Consider the following 24,984-nt stretch of genomic DNA (forward strand, 5'->3'; position numbering starts at 1 on the left):
GCGCTGTTCGGGAAGGAAGGTCAGGGCGCCGGCAGCAGGGTCGGCAGACCCGCGGCGGCGGCGGAGAGGGCGTAGCTGACCGCGCCGTACAGCACGGCCCGGTCGCCGAGGACCGCCCGGCGGACCTCGGTGGCGCTCGGCGCGGCGGCGGCCACCAGCGCCTGGAGCCGGTCGACGGCGGCATCGTCGAGCTCGGCGGCGGCGCCGCTGAGCAGCACCCGGCCGGGGTCGATCACGCAGACGCAGGAGACGATCAGCCGGGACCAGGCGTGCAGCACCTCGTCCAGGTAGGCCGCGGCCCGCTCGTCCGTGCCGGCCAGCTCGACCAGCGCGCGGACCGGTGACTCGGGCCGCCGGCCGGGGGCCAGGGCGACCACCCGCTCGGCGATCGCGTTCTCCGACCAGCGCGCCTCGAACGGACCGATCCCGTCGTGCCTGCGGTCGGCCGGGTCGAGCGGCAGGAAGCCGACCTCGCCGGCGGCCCCGCCGGCGCCCCGGCGCACCTGGCCGTCCAGCACCAGACCGGCGCCGATGCCGTCGGCGACGTGCAGCAGGAGCAGGTCGGCCACGTCGGTGCCGGCTCCGGCGGCGTGCTCGCCGGCCGCCATCAGGTTGACGTCGTTGTCCAGCACGACCGGCACGCCGAGCCGGCGCTGGACCGACTCCCCTATCGGCCACCCCTCGACCAGGCCGACCGAGGGGGCGAGCCGGACGGCCCCGCCGGAGGAGACGCCGGGCGCGGCGATGGCCACGCCGCGCAGCGCCGGCAGGCCGTCCCCGGCCAGCTCGGGCACCGAGCGGCAGATGAGGTCGACGATGTCGCCGGTGAGTCGGACCGTGCGGTGGGCGACCACCGCCCCGTCGCTGTCGGCGATCTCGCAGGTGATCCGGGAGGGTTCCAGCGAGACGGCCGCGACCAGCTCGGCGCGCGGGTTGAACTCCAGCATCGCCCGGGGGCGGCCGGCCCGGGACGCCCCGGGACCACGCTCGATGAGGTAGCCCTCGGCGATCAGGTCGCGCACGAGCGGCGTGAGCGTGGCGGGACTCAGCCCGGTGAGCTCGGTCAGCTCGGCACGGGAGAGCACCCGCACCTGGCGGGCGGCGGAGATCACGGAGAGCCGCTTGATCTCCTTCGACCGCTCCCGGCTCACCGGGCTCGTCGGTGGCGTCACCACGTCAGTCACACTTCCTTCCTACGGCGAACGAACTATCAAGTCAAGTAACGAATGCGTCTCGACCGGCTGACATCTAGGCGAAGAGCAGCGGAAACGTCCTCGGTGCGACCGTTGTCCGGTGGACCGCACACGAGCAGGCCCGGGAGGGAAGCGCGTCCACCGCCACCGAGTTTGTTTCTTTCGCAAAGAAAGAAAGACCTTGCAAAGCATTGACGGGCCGCCACGCCGGTCCCTAGCGTCACCGGGCGAAGGCCTTCCAGTGTGTACGGACACCCGTACCGCTGCATACCCGGTGACGTGGCGCCCGTCGGCGCCCACCGTCCCGCGCCCACCACCCGCCGTCCGATCGCAACCCACGCCGACGCCGCCAGGCGTACGACGGCGATGGTCGCTGCGCGGACCTCGCGATACGCGGAAGGATCTGCATGCGTCTCAAGGCGTTCCTGCTACCCACGGCGCTCGCCCTGGCCCTCTCCGGGGCCACCGCCGCCCTCGCCGCCCCCGGCGACCGCACCAACGCCCGGCCCACCGACGCCGTCGACCTGGACGTGCTCTTCGTCAGCGCCCACCCCGACGACGAGGCCGGCAGCCTGGCCACCCTCGGCCAGTGGAAGGAGAAGTACGGCACCACGGCTGGCGTCGTCACCATCACCCGCGGCGAGGGCGGCGGCAACGCCGTCGGCCTCGAGGAAGGCCCACCGCTGGGCATCATCCGGGAGCGCGAGGAGCGCACCGCGATCGGCCGCGCCGGGGTGGAGAACCTGTACAACCTGGACCGGGTCGACTTCTGGTACACCGCGTCCGCGCCGCTCTCCGAGCGGATCTGGGGACACGACGACACCCTCGGGCAGATCGTGCGGGTGATCCGGCAGACCCGCCCCGAGATCGTCATGACGATGAACCCGTCGCCCACGCCGGGCAACCACGGCAACCACCAGCAGGCCGCCCGGTTCGCCGCCGAGGCGTTCCACGCCGCCGCCGACCCGCAGGCCTTCCCCGAGCAGCTCTCCGCAGAGGGACTGCAGCCGTTCCGGGCGGCGAAGTTCCTGCGTACGGGTGGGACCGGCGGCTCGTCGGCCGGCCCGGAGTGCGCGTCGAGCTTCATCCCGACCGTCCCGACCGACCAGGTCTTCGGCGTCTGGGAGGGCACCCCGAGCAGCACCGGGAAGACCTGGGCCGAGATCGAGGTGGACGCCCGCCGGGAGTACGTCACCCAGGGCTGGGCCGGCACCGCCGCCGCCCCCACCGACCCGGCGAAGATCCGCTGCGACTTCTACACCCTGGTCGACAGCCGCGTCCCGTACAACCCGGCGGACACCTCGCCGGAGGCGATCCTGCGCGGTTCGGTGCTGCCCGCGGTGGCCGGCGGGCTGCCGCAGGGCACCGAGCTCTACCTGACCACCGACCGGTTCGACCTCGCCCCCGGCGAGACGGTCGAGGTCACCGCGCACATGCGGGCACCCCGGGACCGGGCGCTCACCAACCCGACGGTCGGCCTGCGGCTGCCGCAGGGCTGGACCGCCACCGGCACCGGCGAGCTGCGCGGCGCCGTACCGGCCGGGCAGGAGCGGACCGCCACCTTCACCGTGACCGTCCCCGCCGACGCCGACACCAACCAGCAGCGGCTGGTCGGGGCCACCCTGACCACCGGGCAGGGCGCCGGTCGCACCGACCGGGCCGTCCGGGTGGTCGCCGACGTGCGCGGCACCCTGGAGCCGCTGCCCGAGGTGGGGCTCTTCCGGGACTGGGCCGGCGACAACGGCTACCCGCAGCTGGACACCCTGATCAAGCCGGTGCTCACCATCGGCTCCGGCAGGAACCGGTCAGTCCGGATCGACCTGCGCAACCACGGCGACGCCGCGCAGAGCGGCAGCGTCGCCCTCGGCCTGCCAGCCGGCTTCACCGCCGACGCGGCGACGAAGAGCTACGCCGACCTGGCGCCCGACGCCACCGGCGCGGTCACCTTCACCGTGACCAACACCGACGCCACCCTGCCGACCGCCAACGAGGGCGGCGCGGACGGCGACTACGGGATCACCATCACCACCACCAGCGCCACCGGCAGCACCGTGGAGACCGGCGCCCTGGAGATCGTGCCGACCAGCGAGGTCCCACACGCCGGGGCAGACCACGCCGTCGACGCAGTGGCCACCCCAGGCGAGTACCCCGGCGCGGAGCTGGACCTGTCCCGGATCTGGGAGGGGCAGGCCACGACGCCGCAGGACGCCTCGGCGAAGGGCCGGATCGCCTGGACCGAGGACGCGCTGAAGGTGTTCGTGCAGGTCACCGACGACGTGCTCGGCAAGAAGGTGGTGCCGCAGGACTGCAAGCGGCAGCGCCGCACCGACAGCGTGGAGATCATCGTCGACCCGAAGGGGAACTCGGCGGACACCTCCACCGTCTTCAAGGCCGGCATCTTCCCGGTCACCGACGACCCGGCCAACGGTGACCCGCCCTGCTGGCAGCGGGACGCCGACAACCGGCAGGGGCCAGGCGCGACCACCGCGCCCGGGATGACCGTGGTCAGCAAGGTCAGCGCGCCGTACGCCGGTTACACCATCGAGGCGAGCATCCCGTTCGCGGTGCTGCCGGACGCGGTGGACCCGGCCCGGATGGGCTTCAACGTGCTGGTCTACGACTCGGACACCCAGGACCTCAGCTCCCAGTCCCGGCTGGGCTGGTCCACCTTCACCGGCGTCCGGGCCGACCCGTACCGGTACGGCCTGGTGACGCTGCCCGGCTACCCGCCCGCCCAGCGCGGGCCGAGCGCGCCGGTCTTCCCGGACACCTCGGCGCGCAGCGTGCACAGCCCCCAGACCATCGCCCAGTCGGCGGTGGACGGGGTGGCCCCGGCCGCCGTACCCCGGCTGCCGGAGTCGGCGCTGCGGCTGACCGGCCAGCACCGGGTCGCCGGCGGGGTGGAGGTGACGCTCCGGGCCGACCGCACCGGGACGGCGTACCTCTACGCCTGGGACGGCGATCGCTCGCGCGGTGACCACACCCTGCGGCTGACCGCCGGCATTCCGGTGACGGTCCTGGTCCCGGTCGCCGACGGCACGCCGACGTCGCTGCTGGCCGCCTTCGAGGCCGACGGCGCCGCCCTGGCCCGCCAGCTCCCGCTGGGCTGACGGATCGACAGTGAGGGGCCCCGCCGACGCGGCGGGGCCCCTCCGGCGTACCCGCTCAAAGGACGTCAGCGGAGGCGGTATACCGCCATCCGGGAGTTGATGCGGCGCAGCTGCGCGAGGGTGGCCAGGTCCGGGGACTCGGGGTCGACCGCGCGGTCGGCGACCAGCCAGGCGCCGTCCGGGCTGATCGCGGGGAGCCTCAGGCGGCGCAGGCGGTGGCCGGCAGCCCCGGCACCCGCACCGGCGACCGGCCGCCCGGGCGCTGCCGGCCGGCGAGCACGTCGGCCAGGGCGGTCATCGAGGTACGGCTGGAGGAGTAGGTGGCCAGCAGGGTCGGCGAGGTCGCCTTCTCCAGCACGTACGGGGTGTCCATGGCCACCGTCACCGCCGCGTCGGCGCTCAGGTCGCTCGCGTCGTCGCCGTAGCCGACCAGGTGCACCTTCGTGCCGCCGCTGGGTATCACCGTCACCCCGGCCGCGGTCAGCGCCTCGGTCAGCGCTGCCCGGGTACCGTCCCGGCCGGCGGAGGAGGTGACGGTCACCGGGCCGCGGACCGGGGCGCCGCAGGAGCCGCGCAGCACGGTCACCGCCGCCGCCGCGAGGTCCTGCGCCGCCTTGCGGTGCTCGGCGCTGTTCAGGGTGGACATCGCCGGGTTGGGCCGGTCGGCGAGCTGGAACTTCATGGTCAGCACCCGGGTGGCCGCCTCGACCAGCCGGGCCCGGGGCAGCGACCCGTCGCGCAGCGCGGCGAGCAGCCCGTCGTACGCCTGGCCGACATGCGGCGTCATCAGGATCAGGTCGTTGCCGGCCAGCAGCGCCTTGACCGCGGCCTCGCCCGGGGACCAGCGCTTGGCCGGCGCCATGTTCATCCCGTCGGTGATCACCACGCCCTGGAAGCCGAGCTGCCCGCGGAGCACGTCGGTGAGGAGCTTGCGGGAGAAGGTGGCCGGGGTGCCCGGGTCGACCGCCTGGACGTCGAGGTGGGCGGACATCACCGCCATCGCCCCGGCGTCGATGCCGGCGGTGAACGGCGGGAAGGCGGTGGCGTCGAGTTCCTTGCGGGCCTGGCCGATCACCGGCAGGTCCTGGTGCGAGTCGGCGGCGCTGAGCCCGTGGCCCGGGAAGTGCTTGACGCTGGCCGCGACGCCGGCGCTCTGCAGGCCCTTCACCGCGCCGGCGACCTGGGCGGACGCCCGCTTCGGGTCGGCGCCGAAGGAGCGCGAGCCGATCACCGTGCTGCGGGTGGCCAGCACGTCGGCGACCGGGGCGAAGTCGAGGTTGATCCCCATCGCGGCCAGCTCGGTGCCGGCGGCCCGCCAGGCGGCCTCGGTCAGCGCCGGGTCGTCGGCCGCCCCGGCGGCCAGGGCGCTGGGCAGGGTGGTCACCCCGTCGGTGATCCGGGTCACCACGCCGTACTCCTGGTCGGTACCGATCAGGAAGGGCGCCGGGCCGGCGGGGAGCTTCGCCGCGGCGGCGCGCAGCCCGGTGGTGAGGTCGCGCACCTGCGCCGGGTTGTCGACGTTGGTGGTGGCCTGGTTGCCGGAGGTCGGGTCGTCGGCGCTGAAGCCGACCAGGATCACCCCGCCGAGGCGGTATTTCGCGACCATCTCGGCGGGGGTGTCGACCCCGGCGAGGGCCCGGTTGCCGGCGGCCGAGGCGGGGGTGACCTCCGTGGCGGAGCTGCCGTACGCGTAGGGCATCAGCACCTGGCCGACCAGGTCCTCGTCGGCGAGCGTGCCGACCAGCGCGGCGGCCCGGGCGGCCGGGTCCCCCGCTTGCGTGCCGGTCGGGATCGGCGCGGCGGAGGGGCTCGGCGCCGGGCGGGGCGGTTCCGGCTCCCCCGAGCAACCGGAGACGAGCAGCGCGGTCAGGGCGGCGAGGGCGACACCGGCACGTCGCGGGGAAATCGACACGCGGCCAATGAAACCCGGCATGGAGTGGGTGCGGCAACCTGACGAGGGGACGTGCCGCGCGGGGCGTGCCGGTCCGCGTTCGCTGTCCCGGTCCGGCGGCCGGGCTCAGCCGACCCGGGTGAGCAGTGTCACCGGGGCACCGTCCCCGGCGTACCGGTAGGGCTCCAGCTCGGCGTCCCAGGCGGTGCCGAGCGCCTTGTCCAGGGCGTGCGCCAGCGCCTCCGGCGCTCGGGCGGTCGCCATGATGCTGCGCAGCCGGTCCTCGCCGAGTTGGATGTCGCCGGCCGCACCGACGGTGGCCCGGAACAGGCCACGGCCGGGGACGTACATGAAGCGTTCACCGTCGGCGCCCGGGCTGGGCTCCTCGGTCACCTCGAAACGGATCATGGACCACTGCCGGAGGGCAGCAGCCAGCTCGGCGCCCGTCCCCGGGCGACCGGTCCAACCGCACTCGGCGCGACGGGCGCCGGGGTCGACGGGCTGAGCCGTCCACTGCAGGTTGACCGGCGCGACGAGGACGCGCGCGATCGCCCACTCGACGTGTGAGCACACGGCGAGCGGGGTCGAATGGACGTATACGACGCCACGCGTTGGCACGGTGACCTCCCGGAGAGCGAGGTGCGTCTTCCCCTACGACCTCGGCCAGCCGGGTGGCTTCTGCAACACATGATGACTGGTGTAACGGATGGTGCGCCAGGGAATCGGAAAATTCGCCGGCCGGAATAGCCGGGTGGGTGACCTCGGTTGTGCCCCTCGGACAGGCACGGTGACCAGCCAGGCGTCGTTGTCGTGTACAGTTCTCTGGGCGGTTCTGTGCCGCCGCACATCTTCGCGGGCTGAGGCTCATCCGGGCATCACCCCGCACAAGCCCCCGGACGTCATCGTCCTTCCGTACGTCTTGCAAGGAGTACCTCCGTGGCGAGCAACACCTCTAAGACCGCGCGCGCGTCAGTCCGGGCCGGCCAGGCTGGCCAGGGTGGCGCCCTCAGCGTGCTGGGCGAGTTCAAGTACCTCATCCCGCTCAACGGCGGCAAGCACGCCTACGTGCGGAACCTGACCAACGGCAAGACCGCGCACCTGCGCACCGACTCCGAGGCCTTCGTCGAGGAGATCCGGGTGCTGGCCGCCGCCGGCCACGCCGCCAAGATCCGCGCCGAGATCAACACCCTCGCCACGGCGCACCCGGGCGACGGCTGGGACAAGACCGAGAAGCGTCTCGTCGAGGCCGGCGTCTTCGAGGGCTGAGCCCTCCCCGAGCCACACCTGGAACCGCCCGTCGGGTCACCCCGGCGGGCGGTTCCGCCTTTCCCGGGTACGCCCCCGACGCGCGGTCGCCCGCACTTGATCGACTCCGTTTGCGGCGTGTCGCGGTGTGCCAACCCGAACGACACCGCGACATGCCGCAAACGGAGTGGATCTCCGGCCGGGCCGGGGCGAGGCCGGGACGGGGCCGGGGCGGGGCGGGGCCGGGGCGGGGCGGACGGGGCCGGGGCGGGGGACGGGCCCGGTCAGCGGTCGAGCAGGGTGACCTCGCCGGTGGCCAGCTCGTAGAGGGCGCCGACCACGTCCACCCGGCCGTCGGCGACCGGCCCGGCGAGCAGGTGGTCCACGCGCAGCGCGGCCACCGTGCGCAGCACGTGCCGGCGTACCGCCATCGGGTGCGCCCGCGGGTCCTCCGCGCCCACCTCGGCCACCGCCGGGGCGATCTGGTCCACCAGGTACGCCAGCGAGCCGCCGGGCCGATCCCCGGTGCGCAGGGTGTCCACCGCCGACGCGACCGCCCCGCACCGCTCGTGGCCGAGCACCATCACCAGCGGCACCCCGAGCTGGCCCACCACGTACTCGATGGAGCCGCAGACCGCCCGGTCCAGCACGTGCGCGCCGGTGCGGATCACGCAGATCGACCCGAAGGTCTGGTCGAAGATCGCCTCCAGCGGGACCCGCGAGTCGATGCAGCCGAGCAGCACCGCGTACGGCTGCTGGTCGCCGGAGGCGACCGCCGCGGCGGCGGTGACGTCGTGGCCGTGCACCGGCTGGCCGCTGACGAAGCGGCGGTTGCCGGCGAGCAGCTCGGCCAGGGCGGCCCGGGGCGTCCGCGCCGCTCCCACGCTCGAACCGGTCATGTCCCCCAGCCTGGTCACGGATTCGACCTCGCGGGGCGGGTTACGAATCTTCTCACCACCACGGTTGGCGTGGTCTCATGACGGGTAGCCGGTGTTACCGCCGGGTTCACCCGGTGCGACAGGACCGGGCGGCCCGGGGAGGTGGCGATGCCGGAGCAGCAGCAGGTACGGCTTCCCGACGACGTGCGCCTGCACGTCGAGGTGACCGGGCCGCCGGACGCCGAGGTCACCGCGATCCTGCTACACGGCTGGACGCTGGACGGGCGGGCCTGGCACCGGCAGGCCGCCGACCTGACGGCACGCTTCGGCGCGCGGATCCGGGTGGTGACCTACGACGCCCGCGGGCACGGCCGGTCCAGCTGCATGGCGCTGCGTACAGCGACCCTGGCCCAACTCGGCGACGACCTCGCCGCGGTGGTGGACGCGGTGGCTCCGACCGGCCCGGTGGTGCTGGTCGGGCATTCCATGGGCGGGATGACCGTGATGGAGTACGCCCACCGCCACCCCGAGCACTTCGCCGCCCGTACCGCCGGGCTGGTCTTCGTCTCGACCACCGCCGAGGGGCACACGCACACTGTCTACGGCCTGTCGCCGCGCATCGCCCGGCTGATCCGGATCGCCGAGACCACCGGCGCCGGGGTGCTGGCCCGGTGCGGCTCCTGGCGCCCGCCACGGGCGCTGCTGCGCGCGCTGCGGCCCAGCATCCGCTGGATGCTCTTCGGCGACCGGTGCGACCCGTCCGACATCCGCCTGGTCACCTCGGCGGTGGCCCGCGCCTCGCTGGGCTCGATCGGCGGGTTCCGCGCCTCGATCGGCGCCCAGCACCGGCTGGAGACCCTGGCCGCGCTGGCCCACCTGCCGGCGGCGGCGCTGGTCGGCGACCGGGACCGGCTCACCCCGCCGCCGTGCGCGGAGTCGATCGCCGCCGCACTGCCGGTGACCGAGCTGACCGTCTGCCCGGGCGCCGGGCACATGCTGATGATGGAGCGGCCGGACGAGGTGAACGGCGCGCTGGCCGGGGTGCTGCGCCGGGTGCTGGCCGGCTCGACGGAGCCGACGCCGGCCGGCTGAGCGGGCCGTGGAGGGTGTCCGAGGTCGCGGGGCCCGGCATGGCCCCGACACGAGGTGGGAGGCTGCCCGTACCCTCATTCCGCCTGGCGTGCGCCCGCGCCCGGCCGCCGCCGTCGCACAGGAGCCCTCACGTTGACCGACCAGACCACCCTGGAGCAGGAGATGGCCGCCGAGCAGCGGCATCTCGACCGGGTGTACGCCCGCCTGGCCGAACTGCGCCGCTCGGCCGCGCAGGCCGAGAAGGAGGGCTACCAACTGGCCCGGGTGGGCAACTTCGGGGCGCTGGTCGAGCGGGACGCGATGGTCTTCCACGCCGCGCAGCGGCGGCACGTGCTGGACGCCGAGCACGAGGGGCTGGTCTTCGGCCGGCTCGACCTGCGTACCAGCCAGGTGCTGCACGTGGGCCGGCTCGGCGTACGCGGCGAGAACGCCGAGACGCTGGTGGTGGACTGGCGGGCCCCGGCCGCCGCCGCGTTCTACCAGGCGACCCCGGCCGAGCCGCTGGGCGTGGTGCGACGGCGCACCATCCAGTCCTCGGCCGAGAAGGTCACCCGGATCGAGGACGACCTGCTCGACCCGGAGTCGGCGCCGGCCGACCTGGCGGTGGTCGGTGACGGGGCCCTGCTGGCGACCCTGTCCCGGGCCACCGGCCGGGGGATGCGCGACATCGTGGCCACCATCCAGCGGGAGCAGGACGAGGCGATCCGTTCCCCCAGCTCCGGGGTCACCATCGTCTCGGGCGGCCCGGGCACCGGCAAGACGGCCGTCGCCCTGCACCGGGCGGCGTACCTGCTCTATTCCGACCGCAGCCGGTACGCCGGCGGCGGCATCCTGGTGGTCGGCCCGTCTTCGGTCTTCGTGGAGTACATCGCCTCGGTGCTGCCCTCGCTCGGCGAGGAGACCGCCACCCTGCGCTCGCTGGGCTCGCTCTTTCCGGGCATGTCGGCGACCCGGACCGACCCGCCGGAGGTGGCGGCGGTGAAGGGCTCGCTGCGGATGCGGCGGGTGCTGGAGCGCGCGGTGCGCGACGCGGTGCCGGGGGGCCCGGACGAGCTGCGCCTGCTCTACCGTGGCGAGCTGCTCCGGCTGGAGCGCCGCGAGCTCGACGGCATCCGCGATCGGGCGCTGTCCCGGGGTGGCCGCCGCAACGAGGTGCGGCGGGCCGCCTTCGACGCGGTCCTCGCGGCGCTGTTCGCGCAGGCCCGCCGGCTGGCGATCCCCCGCCTGCCGGAACAGCGCGCGGTCGAGGACGAGATCATCGACCGGCCGGAGTTCCGCGAGTTCCTCAAGGCGTGGTGGCCCCGGCTGCACCCGCGGCACGTGCTGGGCTGGCTGGCCCGGCCGGAGCGGCTGCGCCGGTACGCCGGCGGCATCCTGTCCCGGGCGGAGACCGCGCTGCTGTCCGAGGCGTACCGGACGCTGGACGCGCAGGGGCCGACGGTGGCCGACATCGCCCTGCTCGACGAGCTGGACGCGCTGCTGGGCAAGCCGGTGCGGCCGGCCCGGGCGAAGCGCGACCCGTTCCAGCTGGCCGGCGGCGTACGCGAGCTGAGCACGTTCGCCGACCGGCAGCGCGCCGCCCGGACGGCGGCCCGGGAACGCCCGGAGGACTACCGCGACTACGCGCACGTGGTGGTGGACGAGGCGCAGGACGTCTCGCCGATGCAGTGGCGGATGGTCGGCCGGCGCGGCCGGCTCGCCTCGTGGACGGTGGTGGGCGACCCGGCGCAGACCGCCTGGACCGGCGACCCGCAGGAGCTGGACCGGGCCCGGGACCAGGCGCTGGGTCGGCGCCGGCGGCACCGGTTCGCGTTGACCACGAACTACCGCAACTCGGCGGAGATCTTCGCGGTGGCGGCGGCGGAGATCCGCCGGCTCTACCCCGACCTGGAGCTGCCGACGGCGGTCCGCTCCACCGGCGTGGAGCCGGTCGCGCTGACCGTCGACGCGGACCGGCTGCCGGCGGCGACCGTCGACGCCGTCGACGCGCTGCTCGCCGAGGTGGAGGGCACGGTCGGCGTGATCACGCCGGTGCCGCGCCGCGACGAGGTGGCCGGCTGGCTGGGCGGGCGCGGTGGCTCCCGGCTCCAGGTGGTGACCAGCCTGCAGGCCAAGGGCATGGAGTACGACGGGGTCGTGCTGCTCTGCCCCGGCGAGATCCGCGCCGACCCCGGCTCAGGCGTACGCACCCTCTACGTGGCCCTCTCCCGTGCCACCCAACGCCTCACCACCGTCACCCCCACCCCCTAACCCCACTCCCCCCGCCCCGAATCCGCGCACTTTCCGAGAAAGAGTGGCCATTCCGTCCGCGGAGGCCACTCTTTCTCTGAAGGTGCAGCCCGTTGGGGGTGGCGGGGTGGTGGGTGGGGGGCGGGGTTAGTTGCATATATAGCGATGTCAGCATAGGTTGGGTTCGGGGTGTGGGGGCGATGGAGGGGGTGGGTGTGGGCGCGGGTCATGAGCACCACGGGTCGGTCGCGGGCGCCGCGCACCGCCACCGGGGCCGGCTCTGGGCGGCCTTCGCGCTGCTCGCCGTGCTGATGGTGGTCGAGGCGGTCACCGCGTTCGGCACCGGCTCACTGGCCCTGCTCTCCGACGCCGGGCACATGTTCACCGACGTGCTCGGCATCGGCATGGCGCTGGCCGCCATCACCGCCACCCGGCGCGGCGACGGGGACCCGCAGCGGACCTTCGGGCTCTACCGGCTGGAGGTGCTGGCCGCGCTCGCCAACGCCGTCCTGCTCAGCGGGGTGGCGGTCTACGTGCTGATCGAGGCGGTACGCCGGTTCGGCGAGCCGCCGGAGGTGCGTACCGGGCCGATGCTGGCGGTGGCGGTGCTCGGCCTGCTGGCCAACCTCGTCGCGTTCGCCCTCCTGCGCGAGGGGGCACAGGAGAGCATCAACCTGCGCGGGGCGTACCTGGAAGTGCTCGGCGACCTGCTCGGCTCGCTCGGCGTGATCGGCGCCGCGCTGCTCATCGCCGGCACCGGCTGGTGGTGGGCCGACCCGGCGGTGGCGGTGGCGATCGGCCTGTTCATCCTCCCTCGCACCTGGCGGCTCGGCCGGGCGGCGGTCCGCATCCTGGTCCAGGCCGCCCCGGAGCATCTCCAGGTGACCGCCGTGCACGACCGGCTGACCGCCGTCCCCGGCGTCGCCGAGGTGCACGACCTGCACGTCTGGACGCTCACCTCCGGCATGGAGGTCGCCTCCGCCCACCTCACCATGGCCCCGGGCGCCGAGGTCGGCACGGTGCTCGCCGCGGCCCGCAGCGCCCTGCACGAGGACTTCCACATCGAGCACGCCACCCTCCAGATCGAGCCGGGCGCCGCCCCCGGCGCGTGCGGCCCGGTCGAGTGGTGACGAAATCGGACGCGTATTGTCCGGTTACGCCACCTACACCAGGATTCTCTCCAGTACCCTCAGTCACGAAACGGGCGGGTGTCACACCCGTACCGGTAGGCTCGGGCCCGGCCTCCGCCAGGCGGCACCCTCCGGTGCCGGCGTTGGCCGCCGCCTAATCGCCCGCCCGGGCGAGCCGGGGAACCATGTTCGTGGGGTGCATCCGCGTCAGCGGTAGGGATCTTCCGTCCCGAACCCGTCAGCTAACCCGGTCGGCGGCTGACGGAAGGACATGTGCATGCACGTACGACGTACCACCGCCCGGCTGGCGGCCGCAGTCGTCGCGACACTCGCCCTCGGCGTGTCGTCCGCGCCGGTCCCGGTGGCCGCCGCTCCCCCCGCCACCCGGCTCGCCGCCGCACCCGGCGACGACGAGGGCGGCAGCCCGGCGCTGCGCGCCCAGCTCGACGCGGCCAGCAAGGGCTGGATCGACGCCAAGGCCGCCCTGGAACGCTCCACCACCCGGCAGCGGGAGCTCACCGAGCAGCTCAAGACCATCGAGTCGGAGCTGACCGTCCAGCACGGCAGGGTCGGCGAGATCGCCGGCGTGGCGTACCGGACCGGCCGGTTGGGGCCGGTGTCGGCGCTGCTGAACAGCTCCAGCCCGGAGGGCTTCCTGGACCGGGCGGCGGCGCTGGAGACGGTCGCCGCCAACGAGGACCGGGAGCTGCGCAGCCTGATCCGGACCCGCGACGAGGCCACCCGCACCCAGGCCGCCCTCGACAAGGAGATCGTCGAGGAGCGCCGGCAGGTCGCGGTGATGGCCAAGCGCAAGGAACAGGCCGAGCGGGCGCTCGCGGTGGCCGCCGCCGACAAGCCCGCCGCCACCACCACCGTCGGATCCAACCGGGGCACCTCCACCGCCAACGCCCGGCCGGCGCCGCGCAACTCCGACGGTTCCTGGCCCCCGGAGTCGTGCAGCGTCAACGACCCGACCCCGGCCGACGGCTGCATCACCCCGCGCATGCTGCACGCGCTCCAGCAGGCCCAGGCGGCCGGCTTCACCCGGTACGTCTCCTGCCACCGCCCCAGCGGCTCGGGCGAGCACCCCAAGGGCCGGGCCTGCGACTTCGCCGCCCAGAAGAACGGCTTCGGCGGCGATGCCACCGGCGGCGACAAGACGTACGGCAACAACCTGGCCGCATACTTCATCCGCAACGCCGACCGGCTCGGCGTGCTCTACGTGATCTGGTACCGGCAGATCTGGCTGCCCAGCAGCGGGTGGAAGTCGTACAGCGGGGCGGGCGGGGACCCGTCCAGCGACCACACCAACCACGTGCACCTGTCGGTCTACTGACCGACCCCGACCGGGCCCGTCCGGCGCGGACGGGCCCGGGGCCGTACGCCTACCGACGTACCCGCAATGTCGCCGGCCGGCCCACGACGGACCGCGGCGTCCGGACGAGCATCGGGGCATGACCCGACTCTCCCCCGCCGCCCGCAAGGCCCTGCTCACCCTGCACCTGGTGACCGCGCTGGGCTGGCTCGGCGCGGACCTCGTGCTGCTCACCCTCGGCGTCGCCGGGCTGCGCGGGGCCGCCCCGGGGGCGGTCTACCCGGCGGCGGCGCTGGTGGCCACCTGGCTCTTCGCGCCGCTGAGCGTGCTGGTGTGGCTGGTCGGGGTGGCCAGCGCGCTGCTGACCCCGTGGGGGCTGCTGCGCTGGCGCTGGGTGGTGGTCAAGCTGGTGCTCACCACGGTGATGACCGGCCTGGTGCTGTTCGCGCTGACGCCGAACCTGCGCGCCGCCGCCGGACCGGACGCCACCGCACACCAGCGGATCGACGTGGTGGTCGCCCCGGCGGTCTCCACCGGCCTGCTGGTCGCCATGACGGTGATCTCCACCTGGAAGCCGTGGGGCCGGACCCGCCGGGCGCTCCCGCCGCGCCGCCGGGCGGCGGCGGCCACGCCCGCCGGTCACCGCTGAGCGGGGGGCCGGAGGCTCAGTTCGGGACCGGGCCGCCGTCGGCCTACCGGTTCAGCACCGCGCCGAGCCGGCTGGCCAGGCCCAGGTGCGCGGCGCGGGCCTGGCGGAACGCGTACCCGAACAGCGGCGCCGGGGCGGAGAGGGTGATCTCCACGTCGATCCGCAGCACGTCGCCCTCCTCGCGGAGCCGGGTGTGGTTGCGCACCGTCGTGCCGGGCTGCTGCCGGGCCACCGTGACGATCTCGTCGTCGGTGACCACCAGGACGTCGGCCTGGTAGGTGACCGGGAAGCGCAGCGGCCCCAACTCCAGCCGGTCGGTGATCGCGTAGCTGGCCCGCGCGCCCGGACGGGTCGGCAGCTGGCGCACCCGGACGATCAGCGGATGCAGCTCCCCCTGACGGACCGGATCGCTCAGCAGCGCCACCGCGTCCGCCCGCGAGCAGCGCGCCTGCACCATGTAGCTGAACGACTCCCGCCGGACCACTCCACCCTCCCACGCGTCGTCGGTCGCCCGATCGTCCCGCACCGGGGCCGGGCTGGCAACGCCGGGCGGCATGACGGTGTCCCGGCGGGGAATCTCGGGCGGCGACGTGTCCGGGCTGAGCGGGGACTAACTCCCTCGACCCCACGCCGGCGGTGGGTCACCGCCGGATCGGCGGCATGGTGACGCTCGACCGGCCAGCGGGAGCCGGCGGGCGGGGTGCCCCGGTCAGGCGCCGGGAAGGACCTCCGGGGTCGCAGCGCCGGCGCCGGCGAAGTAGGGCTCCGGGGCGCCGAAGAGGCCGAGCAGGCCGGTGACCCAGAGCTGCCGGTGGACGAACCGGCTGGGCTCGGTGACCACCAGCTTGACGCCGCTCACCTCGGCCGTCTGGAACCCGGCGACCATCGCGCTGATGCCAACGGAGTCGATGAAGGTGACGAGTCGCATGTTCAGCTCGATCCGGGACGGACGGCCCTTCGCGAGCACCTCGGCGATCGCCTCACGCACCTCGTACGCGGTGTCGACGTCGATCTCCCCCCGCGGAGCGATTTCGATGACACCACCCGGCAGAACCGACTTCACGATCGACAGGCTCACGCGAGCACCTCCACTCGCCCGTCCACGGGCGCCTCGTCAGTACGCGGGCCGCGACCGAGCGTATTCCTCCGACGGCCTCGGTCGCCACCCCTCAGGATGAGCAATTCGTGGATCCGGACGGACCGGCCCACCTTCCGCGAGTTCTTCCTGGTCCCGTTCTCATGTAACGAAAGACCGGGCCCGGACGCTGCAACCGCCCCAGGGTAGCGGCCCCGGTCCCGTCGGGCCCGTATCCGGCCCGCCCGGCGAGCCTAACGGCCCCGCGCGCGACCCCGGCCGTGTTGCCAGCCCGGCCTAGGGTCGGCGGGCGAGGCTTCCACCACGACGGAAGGAACGATCGATGCTCAGGAGACTGCTCGGCCTGGCCGGTGTCGGCGCGCTGCTCGCCCTCGTCCTGGCCTGTGGCTTTGGCGGCGGGGAGGACGAAGACGATGACGATGACGACGACTTCGCCGGCGGCGTCGCGGTGGTCACGGTCGGCTGAGGTCCGACGTGGGTTTGCGGCGCGTCCCGGCTGGGCACTGGTGGGACAGGCGGACCGAGACGCGCCGCAGACGTCGACGTCCGACGTGGCCGCAGACTTCGGCACCCCGAGGAGGTACCCATGTTCGGCAGCAACCTGCTGGAGCGCCGCAGCAACCCGGGGCGGATCGCCGACCAGGCCTGGCAGCAGTTGGTCACGGCGGTCAGTTCCGCCGGTGACAGCGTCCGATATGGAAGCGCTCCCGGCCGGTGGGCCGGCCGGTCACCCGGTGCAGGCGAGGGGGACTCACCCAGCACGGTGGCAGGATCGCGGTCGGCGGGCGGTGACCCGCCCCGTGTCCCGAACCCGGGAGGAGTGAGCGCATGGCCAGCGCGACCACCGTCACGCGTACCGACCAGGACATCCAGACCGACGTGCTCGACGAGCTGACCTGGGAACCCCGGGTGAGCCCCGCCGAGGTGGGAGTCACCGTCGCCGAGGGGGTGGTGACCCTGACCGGCCGGGTGGACAGCTACGCCGCGAAGTGGGCCGCCGAACGGGCCGCGCACCGGGTGGCCCGGGTCCGGGCCGTCGCCAACGACCTGGCCGTGCGGATCGGCCCGTCGGCCCAACGCACCGACGCGGAGCTCGCCGGGGCCGTTGAGCACGCCCTGGAGTGGGACGCCTTCGTGCCGGTGGAGGACCTGGAGGTGACCGTCGCCGACGGTTGGGTCACGCTGCGCGGCGGGGTGGACTGGGAGTACCAGCGCCGGGCCGCCGAGCGCGTGGTCGGCCGGCTGACCGGCGTACGCGGGGTGAGCAACGGCGTCACCGTACGGCCGCCCACCGCGCCGGCCGGCCAGGAACTGCCCGACCGGATCGTCGACGCACTCACCCGCAACTCGGCCACCGAGCCGGACCGGATCAGCGTCCAGGTGTACGGCGACACCGCGGTCATCGACGGGCTGGCGCACTCCGTGCCCGAGCGCGACGAGGTGGAGCGGACCGTCTGGTCCGCCCCCGGCATCCGCGAGGTGCACAACCACGTAACAGTGGCCCGCTGAGACCACCCCGGCCGGGTGATCCGCCCTCACCCGGCCGGGCGGCAGGGTGGGAGTCATGACTGATTCCGACGGGCTGGTCCGGCCCGGGCGCCCGGACGCCGACGTCACCGACGCGCCGGAACACCTCGCCGCCGAACGGCGGGTGGTGGCGCGATGACCACGCCGCTGCAGGTGACCGCCCGGCTGCGGACGCCGGTTGACGGGAGCGACCACGTCCGGGGGCCGGTGGACGCGCCGGTCACCGTCGTCCAGTACGCGGACTTCCAGTGCCGCTTCTGCGGGGCGGCGTACCGGAACCTGGCCGAGGTGCTGCGCCAGCGCGGCGCCACCGTACGGCTGGTCTACCGGCACTTCCCGATCGCCAACGTGCACCCGTACGCCGAGAGCGCGGCCGAGGTCGCCGAGGCGGCCGGCCGGCGGGGCCGGTTCTGGGAGATGCACGACTGGCTCTACGAGCACCAGGACCAGTTGGACCCGGTGCACCTGTCGCTCGGCGTCGAACAGCTCGGCCTGCCGCCGGACGGGGTCCGCGCGGAGGTCGACCGGCAGGCGTACGCCGACCGGGTCCGGCGGGACTTCGTCGGCGGGATCCGCAGCGGGGTCGCCGGCACGCCCACCCTCTTCGTCAACGAGGTCCGCCACGAGGGCGGGTACGACCTGCCGGAGCTGCTCGCCGCGGTGGACGCGGCGGCCGGCGCCTGACCCCCGCCACTGCGCCGGCCGCCGCCGGGATCGCACCGCCCGGCGGCGGCCGGCGGAGCGGGATCAGATCAGCCGCAACTCGCGGGCCCGCCGGACGGCCTCCCGCCGGCGGGTCGCGTCGAGCTTGCGGTAGATGTTGCGCACGTGCGTCTTGACGGTGTTGACCGACACGGACAGCTCGCTGGCGATCTCCACGTTGGACAGGATGCTCTGGAGATAGCGCAGGATGGTCAGCTCCCGCTCGGTCAGCGGCTCGTCCAGCGCCCGCTCCGACCCGGCCGGCCCCCGTTCGGCGGGCTCGTCGGCGCCCCGGACCAGGTCGCTCACCGTCGGCCAGTGCGCGGTGCCGGAGTCCAGGTGGGCGGCGAGCAGGTCGCGCACCGCCGGCTCCGCGCGGGTGAACACCCGCCGGTAGCCCTCCGGGCCGGCCAGGTCGAGCACCCGTTCCAGCAGCCGACCGGCGCGCCGGTCGTCGCCGCCCCGGCGGGCCAGCACCGCCTCCAGCACGCCGGCGGCGAGGCGTACCGGCAACGGCCAGCCCTCGGCGGCCGGGGCGTCCCAGTCCGGCAGCGCGTAGCCGGCCGCCCGCACGTCGCCGGCCCGCAACTCCACCCGGGCCAGGGCCAGCGCCAGCCGCGGCGGCGGCTCGGGCGCCCGCGCCCGGTCGGCGAGCAGCCTGCGGGCGGTGTCCACGTCGCCCTGCTCGCTGCGCAGGTCCGCCTCCAGGGCGAGCAGCCGGTCGGCGAGGTCCCCGGCGGCAGGCCCGGATGCCAGCTCCATCCGGGCCCGGACCACCAGCTGGGTCGCCGCCGCCGGCTCGCCGGCGTCGCGCAGCAGCGCGCCCCGGCACAGCGCCGCCGCGGCGGCGACCGTCGCGTCCCCGCCGGCCGGGCCGGTGAGCGCCAGGTGCGCGGTGGCCTCCTCGGGCTGGTCGCGGTGCAGCGCCACCAGGGCCAACGCCAGGTGGGCGTGGCCGCACTCGGTCCGGCTCGACCACCCCTGGCAGGCCGGCATCTCCAGCGCTGCCCGGGCGGTCCGCTCGGCTGCGCGCAGCTCCCCCGCGAGCGCGTGCAGCACCGCGCAGCGCGCCGCGCAGACCAGCTCGGTGCGCGCCCGGCCGGCCCGCCGGGCAGCGTCGAGCGCCGCGCCGAAGCCGGCCGAGGCGGCCCGCAGGTCGCCCTCGGCGAGGTCGACCAGGCCGAGCGCGGTGCCGGCCACCGCCCGCACGTCGGCGTCCTCGCCGGTCCGCGGGTCGCCGGTGTCCGGGCTCTCCACCTGCGCCGGGTCGCGGGTGGACAGCAGCCGCGCGGCGGCGGCGCGTACCTCCCGGTGGTCGCCGGCGAGCCGGGCCAGGGTCAGCTCCAGGGCGGTGGCCAGCCGGCGGAACCGGTCCCGGCGCGGCGCGGCCAGCGACCGGGCCGCCGCCAGCGCGTCCCGCAGCCGGGCGGTGGCGGCCCCGATGTCCCCCGCGTACGCCCGTTCGGCGGCGCCGGCCAGGGCCAGTTCCGGGTCCCGGCGGACCGCCTCCGGCGGCGGCGCCGGTGGCGGCGGGCCGCCACCGGTCTCCCGGTCGTACGGGATCAGCTCCGGCCAGCCGGTGAGCAGCAGCTCGGTGGCCCGCTCCCACTCGCCCGCGGCCAGCGCGTGCCGCAGCGCCTCGGCCGGCCGGTTGTGGCCGGCGTACCAGCCCGCCGCGCGCAGGTGCAGGTCATGCCGCTCGTCGTCGGCCAGCCCGTCGAGCTCCTCGCGGAGCAGGTCGGCCAGCAGCGGGTGGGCCCGGTACCAGGGCGGATCGCTGTCGTCGCGGTGCAGAAAGCCGCTGTCCCGGGCCAGCCCGGCCAGCACCTGCCCGCCGTCGCCCCGGCCGGTCAGCGCGTCGGCGAGGTCCGCGCGGACCGCCGGCGCGACCGCGGCCCGCAACAGCAGGTCCCGCGCCGCCGGCGTCAGCCCGGCCAGCACCTCCGCCCGCAGGTACGCGACGACGTCCGGCTGGTCGCCGCCGAACCGCTCGGCCCAGCGTTCCGGGTCGGGCCGGTCCCGGGCCGCGAGCGCGGCGAACCGCAGCCCGGCCGGCCAGCCGCCGGTCCGCTCCCGGAGCCGGGCGACCGCCCCGGCGGGCAGCGGCGCGCCGTGCGCGACCAGCAGGTCGGCGACCTCGTCGTCGGTGAAGGCGAGCTCGTCGGGACCGATCTCGGTCAGCTCGCCGGCCAGCCGCAACCGGTGCAGGGCCAGCGGCAGCTCGGTGCGGGCCCCGGCGACCAGGCGCAGCCGCCCGTCGGTGTGCCGCAGCAGGAACTCCAGCCCGGTCAGCGCTGCCGGGTCGGTGACCCGGTGCAGGTCGTCCAGGACCAGCAGCACCGGCCGCTCCCGGGCGGCCAGCCCGGCGGCGAGCAGCTCCAGCTGGTCGGGGCGGGGCGGGGCGGCCGGTACGGGCGTCTCCGCCTCCTGCTCGGCCACCCCGCGCAGCGCCGCCGCCAGGTACGCCCAGAGTCGTTCCCCGGTGTCGCCCTCCTCCACCTGGACCCACGCCGGCCCGGGCTCCGGCGCGGCGCGCGCCCAGGCGGCCAGCAGAATGGTCTTGCCCCAGCCGGCCGGGGCACGGACCAGGGTGACCGGCCCGGCGGTGCCGACGTCGAGCCGTCCGGTCAGCCGCGGCCGGAGCAGCACCGGCTCGGGCAGCGCGGGCGGGGTCAGCCGGGAGGCGAGCAGCGGCGGCGGGCCGGCGGACGCCTCGGCGATCCCGTTGCTGCTGAGCTGCCACTGCGGCATGCACCCACCCCCGTCGACGCGTTCCTCCCCCGGTCGGCGGCGCTTACCCGGCCGGGACGGGTTCACCCCTTGAGGGGGAGCCCACCTCACCCGGGCCGCGCCGACCATAGGACGTACGCGGGCGACCGCGCGTGACCGGTCATCCGCAGCGCAGCCGGACCGGACGGCGGAGGGGCAGGTGGTACGGATGGGACGGGTCCTCGGTGGGCTCACCCTCGGAGCGGCCACCGCCGGCGCGGCGGTCCTGCGCACGCTGGTCGTACGTCGGCGGGGGTGCTGGCCGCGCGTGGCGGGCGCCGACCCGCGACCTGGCCGCTGGCAGGTGGTGACGGTGGACCGCCCGCCCGCGGAGGTGCTGCCCGGCCGGCGCTGGCCGGAGCCGCTGCGGCCGCTGGACGGCGCGGTGGAGCTGCGCCTGCGCCCGGCGCCCGGCGGGCGCGGCAGCGAACTGGCCGCCCGGCCGCTCGGCGGGATGACGACCCTGCCCGGGATGGCGGCGCACCTGGTCGGGGACGACCCGGGCCTGTTCCTGCGGGACGTGCTGCGCCGGGTCAAGCAGCTCGCCGAGACCGGCGAACTGCTGCGCGCGGACCGCTCACCGGTGGACCGCCCGACGGTGCCGGGGTGAGGGCGCTCTGCTGGGAGGGCGTCGACTCGCTGGCGGTACGCCAGGTGCCCGACCCGGAGCTGCGCAACGCGCACGACATGATCGTCCGGGTCCGGCGCAGCGCCACCTGCGGGGCGGACCTGCCGCTGCTCGGCGGTCGGCTGCCCTTCCAGGCCACCGGGGACGTGCTGGGGCACGAGTTCGTCGGCGAGGTGGCCGAGGTCGGCCCGGCCGTGCGCCGGCACCGGGTCGGCGACCGGGTGGTGGTCAGCGCGACGGTCGCCTGCGGCAGCTGCTGGTACTGCCGGCAGGGGCTGCATTCCTGCTGCGACAACGGGGGCACCGCCCCGGCTGTCGCCGAATCGGCGTGGGGGCAGCCCACCGCCGGCTGCTACGGCCATCCCCGGGCCCTCGGCGGCTTCGCCGGCAGCCATGCCGAGTACGTCCGGGTGCCGTACGCCGACGTCGGTGCGTTCCCCGTGCCCGACCCGGTCAGTTACGACCGGGCGGTCTTCGCCTCGGACGCCGCCCCGGCCGGCTGGATGGGCGCCGAGTTGGGCGAGGTGGGCCCCGGCGACGTCGTCGCGGTCTGGGGCGCGGGCGCAGTGGGCCAGTTGACCGCGCAGGCGGCGACGCTGCTCGGCGCGGACCGGGTGATCCTGATCGACCGACATCCGGAGCGGCTGCGGATGGCCGAGCGGCACACCGGCGCGGAGACGCTCAACTACGACCTGACCGACGTCCCCGCGGAGTTGCGCGAACGCAGCGGCGGGCGCGGACCGGACGTCTGCGTGGAGGCGGTCGGCGCGGCCGACGGCGCGGCGGTGCCCCCGACGCTGGCCGAGCGGTTCACCGGCCGCCGGGGCGGCGGCGAAGACCCGCTGGCGGTGCGGGAGGCGGTGCACGCCTGCCGCAAGGGCGGCACGGTGTTCGTTTCCGGCACCTTCACCGGCTTCGTCGACACGTTCCCGCTCGGCGCGGTGATGAACAAGGGGCTCACCCTGCGCAGCGCCCGCCAGCACGGGCAGCGGTGGATCCCGATGCTGCTGGACCGGATGGCCCGCGACGAGCTGCGCACGGAACACCTGGCCACCCACCGGCTCCCGCTGGAGCAGGGCCCGGCCGGGTACGCGCTGTTCCGGGACCGGGCCGACGGCTGCGTCCGGGCGGTCTTCACGCCGCAGGGGTGAGGCGCCCCTCCCGGGTGGCAGACTCGGCGGATGCGCGATGACCGCCTGTACGACATCGTCCTGTTCGGCGCGACCGGCTTCACCGGTGGTCTGACCGCCGAGTACCTGGCCCGGCACGCGCCCGCCGGGCTGCGCTGGGCCATCGCCGGCCGCAACCCGGCCAAGCTGGCGGCGGTCCGCGACCGGCTGGCCGACATCGAGCCGGCACTGGCCGAACTGCCGCTGCTCACCGCCGACGTCACCGACGCCGCCTCGCTGCGGGCGGTCGCCAAGAGTGCCCGGGTGGTGGCCACCACCGTCGGCCCGTACATCCATTACGGGGAGCCGCTGGTGGCCGCCTGCGCCGCCGCCGGCACCGACTATCTGGACATCACCGGCGAGCCGGAGTTCGTCGACCTGATGTACGTGCGGCACCACGCCGAGGCGGTGCGCACCGGGGCGCGGCTGGTGCACGCCTGCGGCTTCGACTCGATCCCGCACGACCTGGGCGCCTGGTACACGGTCAAGCAGCTCCCGTCGGACGGGCCGATCACCGTGGACGGGTTCGTCCGGGTGGGCGGGCGGTTCTCCGCCGGGACGTACCACTCGGCGCTGACCGCGTTCTCCCGGACGGGCGAGACGAGCCGGGCGGCGAAGGAGCGCAAGGCGGTCGAGCCCCGGCCCGAGGGGCGCCGGGTCCGCGCGGTGCCGGGCAGGGTGGGCCGGTCGAAGGAGATCGGCATGTGGGCGGTGCCGCTGCCCACCATCGACCCGCAGGTGATCCGCCGGTCCGCAGCGGCCCGCCCGGAGTACGGCCCGGACTTCCGCTACCGGCACTTCGCCGCGGTGAAGCGACTGCCCACGGTGCTGGTCAGCGGGGTCGGGCTGGCCGGCCTGATCGGCCTGGTGAAGCTGCCCCCGACCCGGCGTTGGCTGCTCGGCCGGCTCTCCTCCGGTCAGGGGCCGAGCGCCGAGCAGCGGGCGAAGTCCTGGTTCCGGGTGCGCTTCCTCGGCTCCGGCGGGGGCCGGCGGGTGCTGACCGAGGTCTCCGGCGGCGACCCCGGGTACGACGAGACGGCGAAGATGCTCGCCGAGTCCGCGCTCTGCCTGGCCTGCGACGACCTGCCGGCCACCACGGGGCAGGTCACCCCGGTGACCGCGATGGGTGACCAGCTGCTGGACCGGCTGTTGACGGCGGGCATGACGTTCCGGGTGCTGGACGCGCCGCGCTGAGCGCGGCGGGTCTGCCGCCCGGCCGCTTGACCCTCGACCTGGTTGAGGCGAGAGGATCACCGTCGTGGAGAGCGAGCTGCGCAGCATCGGCGAGCTGGCCCGGGCCAGCGGCCTGACGGTCAGCGCCCTGCGGTTCTACGACCGCTGCGGGGTGCTGGCCCCGGCGCTGGTGGACCCGGCGACCGGGTACCGGTGGTACACCGACGAGCAGGTGGCCCCGGCCCGGCTGGTCGCCGGGCTACGACGGGTCGGCATGCCGTTGGCAGGGATCGCCGAGGCGCTGCGCCACCGGGCCGAGCCGGCGGTGGTGGGGCGGCTGCTCGACGCGCACCTGCGCCGGCTGGAGGACGGCCTCGCCGACGCCCGTCGCGAGCTCTCCCGGATCCGCGCCCTGCTCGATCCCGAGGAGACCCCGATGACCACCCGAATCGTGCTGTCCCGCGTCGACCTGGCCGCCGCCGTCGACGCCGTCCGTTTCGCCGTCGGCGCCAACCCGGAGCTGCTGGTGCTGGCCGGCGTGCTGCTCGACGTGGAGCCCGACGGCGTCCGGCTGGTCGCCACCGACCGGCACCGCCTGGCGCTGGCGCGTACCCCGGGGCGGGTGGACGGCCCGGCGGTGCGCGCGCTGCTCCCGGTCGACGCGGTGGACGAGGTCCGCGCCCTGCTCGACACCGGCGCCGGGGTGACCCCCGAGGTCCACCTGACCCTGGCCGGCCCCGACGTGACGGTCTCCGTGGCGGGCCGCGAGGTCACCGCGACCGCCCTGCCGTACGACTTCCCCGACTACCGCCGGCTGCTGCACCGGGCGGGCGATGCCCCCGTCCGGCGGATCCCGGTGGACGCGCCCGCCCTGCGCGCGGCGCTGCGCGGCGGCGGCGCGCCCACCGTCACCCGCGATCACCACGGCGTGCCGCTGGCGGTGACCGTGCTCGGCCTCGACGAGCGGGACGGGCTGCGCCTGCTCGGCCCGGACGACCTGACCGCGGGCCCCGGCGAGCTGCGGGTCGGCGTGAACGGCGACTACCTGCTGGACGCGCTGGACGCCGCGGGCGGCCCGCAGCTGGTGCTGGAGCTGGACGGCCCGATCGCCCCGCTGGCGATCCGCCGCCCCGACGACGAGGACGCCTTCTCGATCCTGATGCCGATCCGGCTCTGACCCCGCCGGGA

Annotated in this window: 21 protein-coding genes and 1 riboswitch; of the genes, 14 read left to right on the forward strand and 7 right to left on the reverse strand. The window is 75.3% G+C overall.

Annotation, left to right across the window (positions count from 1 at the left end; translation table 11 throughout):
• Positions 1-20: 20 nt before the first annotated feature.
• Positions 21-1,184: an ROK family protein gene (locus ABZ807_RS21470; protein WP_357160625.1), complete on the reverse strand. Its 1,164-nt coding sequence runs from the start codon at positions 1,182-1,184 to the stop codon at positions 21-23.
• Positions 1,185-1,600: 416 nt separating this feature from the next.
• On the opposite strand from ABZ807_RS21470, the gene ABZ807_RS21475 reads away from it, so the two are divergent.
• A complete protein-coding gene (locus ABZ807_RS21475; RefSeq protein ID WP_357160628.1) occupies positions 1,601-4,303 on the forward strand; it encodes a sugar-binding protein in 2,703 nt (900 codons plus the stop codon).
• A 199-nt stretch (positions 4,304-4,502) separates the two neighbouring features.
• Here ABZ807_RS21475 and ABZ807_RS21480 read toward each other — a convergent pair whose 3' ends face one another.
• Together ABZ807_RS21480 and ABZ807_RS21485 are read right to left on the reverse strand one after the other, a co-directional pair.
• Positions 4,503-6,236, reverse strand: coding sequence for a glycoside hydrolase family 3 protein (locus ABZ807_RS21480; protein ID WP_357160631.1), 1,734 nt, complete (start codon positions 6,234-6,236; stop codon positions 4,503-4,505).
• Positions 6,237-6,320: 84 nt separating this feature from the next.
• On the reverse strand, positions 6,321-6,812 hold the full coding sequence (locus tag ABZ807_RS21485; protein ID WP_357160634.1) for a DUF3145 domain-containing protein: 492 nt from the start codon (positions 6,810-6,812) through the stop codon (positions 6,321-6,323).
• 318 nt (positions 6,813-7,130) lie between these two features.
• On the opposite strand from ABZ807_RS21485, the gene ABZ807_RS21490 reads away from it, so the two are divergent.
• Complete coding sequence (locus tag ABZ807_RS21490) at positions 7,131-7,460, forward strand: hypothetical protein (RefSeq protein WP_357160637.1); 330 nt, start codon at positions 7,131-7,133, stop codon at positions 7,458-7,460.
• A gap of 263 nt (positions 7,461-7,723) precedes the next feature.
• Here the strand turns inward: ABZ807_RS21490 and ABZ807_RS21495 are convergent, their stop codons facing one another.
• Positions 7,724-8,338, reverse strand: coding sequence for a carbonic anhydrase (locus ABZ807_RS21495; protein ID WP_357160640.1), 615 nt, complete (start codon positions 8,336-8,338; stop codon positions 7,724-7,726).
• Between the two features lie 147 nt (positions 8,339-8,485).
• Here ABZ807_RS21495 and ABZ807_RS21500 point away from each other — a divergent pair, with 147 nt between their 5' ends.
• From ABZ807_RS21500 to ABZ807_RS21520, 5 genes are all read left to right on the forward strand, one after another.
• Complete coding sequence (locus tag ABZ807_RS21500; RefSeq protein ID WP_357160643.1) at positions 8,486-9,409, forward strand: alpha/beta hydrolase; 924 nt, start codon at positions 8,486-8,488, stop codon at positions 9,407-9,409.
• Between the two features lie 132 nt (positions 9,410-9,541).
• Complete coding sequence (locus tag ABZ807_RS21505) at positions 9,542-11,659, forward strand: AAA family ATPase (protein WP_357160646.1); 2,118 nt, start codon at positions 9,542-9,544, stop codon at positions 11,657-11,659.
• 194 nt (positions 11,660-11,853) lie between these two features.
• The gene (locus tag ABZ807_RS21510) at positions 11,854-12,768 is read left to right on the forward strand and encodes a cation diffusion facilitator family transporter (RefSeq protein WP_357160781.1); all 915 of its coding nucleotides are present in this window, start codon (positions 11,854-11,856) and stop codon (positions 12,766-12,768) included.
• Positions 12,769-12,909: 141 nt separating this feature from the next.
• A riboswitch (cyclic di-AMP (ydaO/yuaA leader) is annotated at positions 12,910-13,041 on the forward strand.
• Between the two features lie 4 nt (positions 13,042-13,045).
• A complete protein-coding gene (locus ABZ807_RS21515) occupies positions 13,046-14,104 on the forward strand; it encodes a hypothetical protein (protein ID WP_357160649.1) in 1,059 nt (352 codons plus the stop codon).
• Between the two features lie 118 nt (positions 14,105-14,222).
• Entirely contained in the window at positions 14,223-14,732 is a 510-nt protein-coding gene (locus tag ABZ807_RS21520; protein ID WP_357160652.1) for a hypothetical protein, read from the forward strand.
• A 43-nt stretch (positions 14,733-14,775) separates the two neighbouring features.
• Here the strand turns inward: ABZ807_RS21520 and ABZ807_RS21525 are convergent, their stop codons facing one another.
• Together ABZ807_RS21525 and ABZ807_RS21530 are read right to left on the reverse strand one after the other, a co-directional pair.
• Positions 14,776-15,288 (reverse strand): SRPBCC family protein, encoded by a 513-nt coding sequence (locus ABZ807_RS21525; RefSeq protein ID WP_357160655.1) that lies wholly within the window; start codon positions 15,286-15,288, stop codon positions 14,776-14,778.
• 153 nt (positions 15,289-15,441) lie between these two features.
• Positions 15,442-15,810 (reverse strand): STAS domain-containing protein, encoded by a 369-nt coding sequence (locus ABZ807_RS21530; RefSeq protein ID WP_357160658.1) that lies wholly within the window; start codon positions 15,808-15,810, stop codon positions 15,442-15,444.
• Between the two features lie 340 nt (positions 15,811-16,150).
• On the opposite strand from ABZ807_RS21530, the gene ABZ807_RS21535 reads away from it, so the two are divergent.
• The 3 genes from ABZ807_RS21535 (at position 16,151) to ABZ807_RS21545 (ending at position 18,039) form a co-directional block, all read left to right on the forward strand.
• On the forward strand, positions 16,151-16,294 hold the full coding sequence (locus ABZ807_RS21535) for a hypothetical protein (protein ID WP_357160661.1): 144 nt from the start codon (positions 16,151-16,153) through the stop codon (positions 16,292-16,294).
• A 362-nt stretch (positions 16,295-16,656) separates the two neighbouring features.
• Positions 16,657-17,337, forward strand: a complete 681-nt coding sequence (locus ABZ807_RS21540; protein WP_357160664.1) for a BON domain-containing protein — start codon at positions 16,657-16,659, stop codon at positions 17,335-17,337.
• A 153-nt stretch (positions 17,338-17,490) separates the two neighbouring features.
• The gene (locus tag ABZ807_RS21545; RefSeq protein WP_357160667.1) at positions 17,491-18,039 is read left to right on the forward strand and encodes a DsbA family protein; all 549 of its coding nucleotides are present in this window, start codon (positions 17,491-17,493) and stop codon (positions 18,037-18,039) included.
• Between the two features lie 63 nt (positions 18,040-18,102).
• Here ABZ807_RS21545 and ABZ807_RS21550 read toward each other — a convergent pair whose 3' ends face one another.
• Positions 18,103-20,808: a LuxR C-terminal-related transcriptional regulator gene (locus ABZ807_RS21550; RefSeq protein ID WP_357160670.1), complete on the reverse strand. Its 2,706-nt coding sequence runs from the start codon at positions 20,806-20,808 to the stop codon at positions 18,103-18,105.
• 187 nt (positions 20,809-20,995) lie between these two features.
• On the opposite strand from ABZ807_RS21550, the gene ABZ807_RS21555 reads away from it, so the two are divergent.
• The 4 genes from ABZ807_RS21555 to ABZ807_RS21570 all read left to right on the forward strand — a co-directional run bounded on the left by ABZ807_RS21555 (position 20,996) and on the right by ABZ807_RS21570 (position 24,973).
• On the forward strand, positions 20,996-21,436 hold the full coding sequence (locus ABZ807_RS21555; protein WP_357160673.1) for a hypothetical protein: 441 nt from the start codon (positions 20,996-20,998) through the stop codon (positions 21,434-21,436).
• Positions 21,433-22,605: a zinc-dependent alcohol dehydrogenase gene (locus tag ABZ807_RS21560; RefSeq protein ID WP_357160676.1), complete on the forward strand. Its 1,173-nt coding sequence runs from the start codon at positions 21,433-21,435 to the stop codon at positions 22,603-22,605. Before ABZ807_RS21555 ends, ABZ807_RS21560 begins: the two co-directional genes overlap by 4 nt.
• A gap of 30 nt (positions 22,606-22,635) precedes the next feature.
• The gene (locus ABZ807_RS21565) at positions 22,636-23,817 is read left to right on the forward strand and encodes a saccharopine dehydrogenase NADP-binding domain-containing protein (protein ID WP_357160679.1); all 1,182 of its coding nucleotides are present in this window, start codon (positions 22,636-22,638) and stop codon (positions 23,815-23,817) included.
• 76 nt (positions 23,818-23,893) lie between these two features.
• Complete coding sequence (locus ABZ807_RS21570) at positions 23,894-24,973, forward strand: MerR family transcriptional regulator (protein WP_357160784.1); 1,080 nt, start codon at positions 23,894-23,896, stop codon at positions 24,971-24,973.
• Positions 24,974-24,984 lie beyond the last annotated feature (11 nt).

Origin of the sequence: Micromonospora sp. NPDC047548, from assembly GCF_040642975.1 — a bacterium.
GTDB lineage: Bacteria > Actinomycetota > Actinomycetes > Mycobacteriales > Micromonosporaceae > Micromonospora.

Bases quoted from the DNA above. Each gene is read 5' to 3' on its own strand.
- ABZ807_RS21495 (WP_357160640.1), bottom strand. From the start codon at position 8,338: ATGACCGGTTCGAGCGTGGGAGCGGCGCGGACGCCCCGGGCCGCCCTG.
- ABZ807_RS21475 (WP_357160628.1), top strand. From the start codon at position 1,601: ATGCGTCTCAAGGCGTTCCTGCTACCCACGGCGCTCGCCCTGGCCCTC.
- ABZ807_RS21500 (WP_357160643.1), top strand. From the start codon at position 8,486: ATGCCGGAGCAGCAGCAGGTACGGCTTCCCGACGACGTGCGCCTGCAC.
- ABZ807_RS21515 (WP_357160649.1), top strand. From the start codon at position 13,046: ATGCACGTACGACGTACCACCGCCCGGCTGGCGGCCGCAGTCGTCGCG.
- ABZ807_RS21565 (WP_357160679.1), top strand. From the start codon at position 22,636: ATGCGCGATGACCGCCTGTACGACATCGTCCTGTTCGGCGCGACCGGC.
- ABZ807_RS21540 (WP_357160664.1), top strand. From the start codon at position 16,657: ATGGCCAGCGCGACCACCGTCACGCGTACCGACCAGGACATCCAGACC.
- ABZ807_RS21480 (WP_357160631.1), bottom strand. From the start codon at position 6,236: ATGCCGGGTTTCATTGGCCGCGTGTCGATTTCCCCGCGACGTGCCGGT.
- ABZ807_RS21545 (WP_357160667.1), top strand. From the start codon at position 17,491: ATGACCACGCCGCTGCAGGTGACCGCCCGGCTGCGGACGCCGGTTGAC.
- ABZ807_RS21535 (WP_357160661.1), top strand. From the start codon at position 16,151: ATGCTCAGGAGACTGCTCGGCCTGGCCGGTGTCGGCGCGCTGCTCGCC.
- ABZ807_RS21520 (WP_357160652.1), top strand. From the start codon at position 14,223: ATGACCCGACTCTCCCCCGCCGCCCGCAAGGCCCTGCTCACCCTGCAC.
- ABZ807_RS21555 (WP_357160673.1), top strand. From the start codon at position 20,996: ATGGGACGGGTCCTCGGTGGGCTCACCCTCGGAGCGGCCACCGCCGGC.
- ABZ807_RS21525 (WP_357160655.1), bottom strand. From the start codon at position 15,288: ATGCCGCCCGGCGTTGCCAGCCCGGCCCCGGTGCGGGACGATCGGGCG.
- ABZ807_RS21550 (WP_357160670.1), bottom strand. From the start codon at position 20,808: ATGCCGCAGTGGCAGCTCAGCAGCAACGGGATCGCCGAGGCGTCCGCC.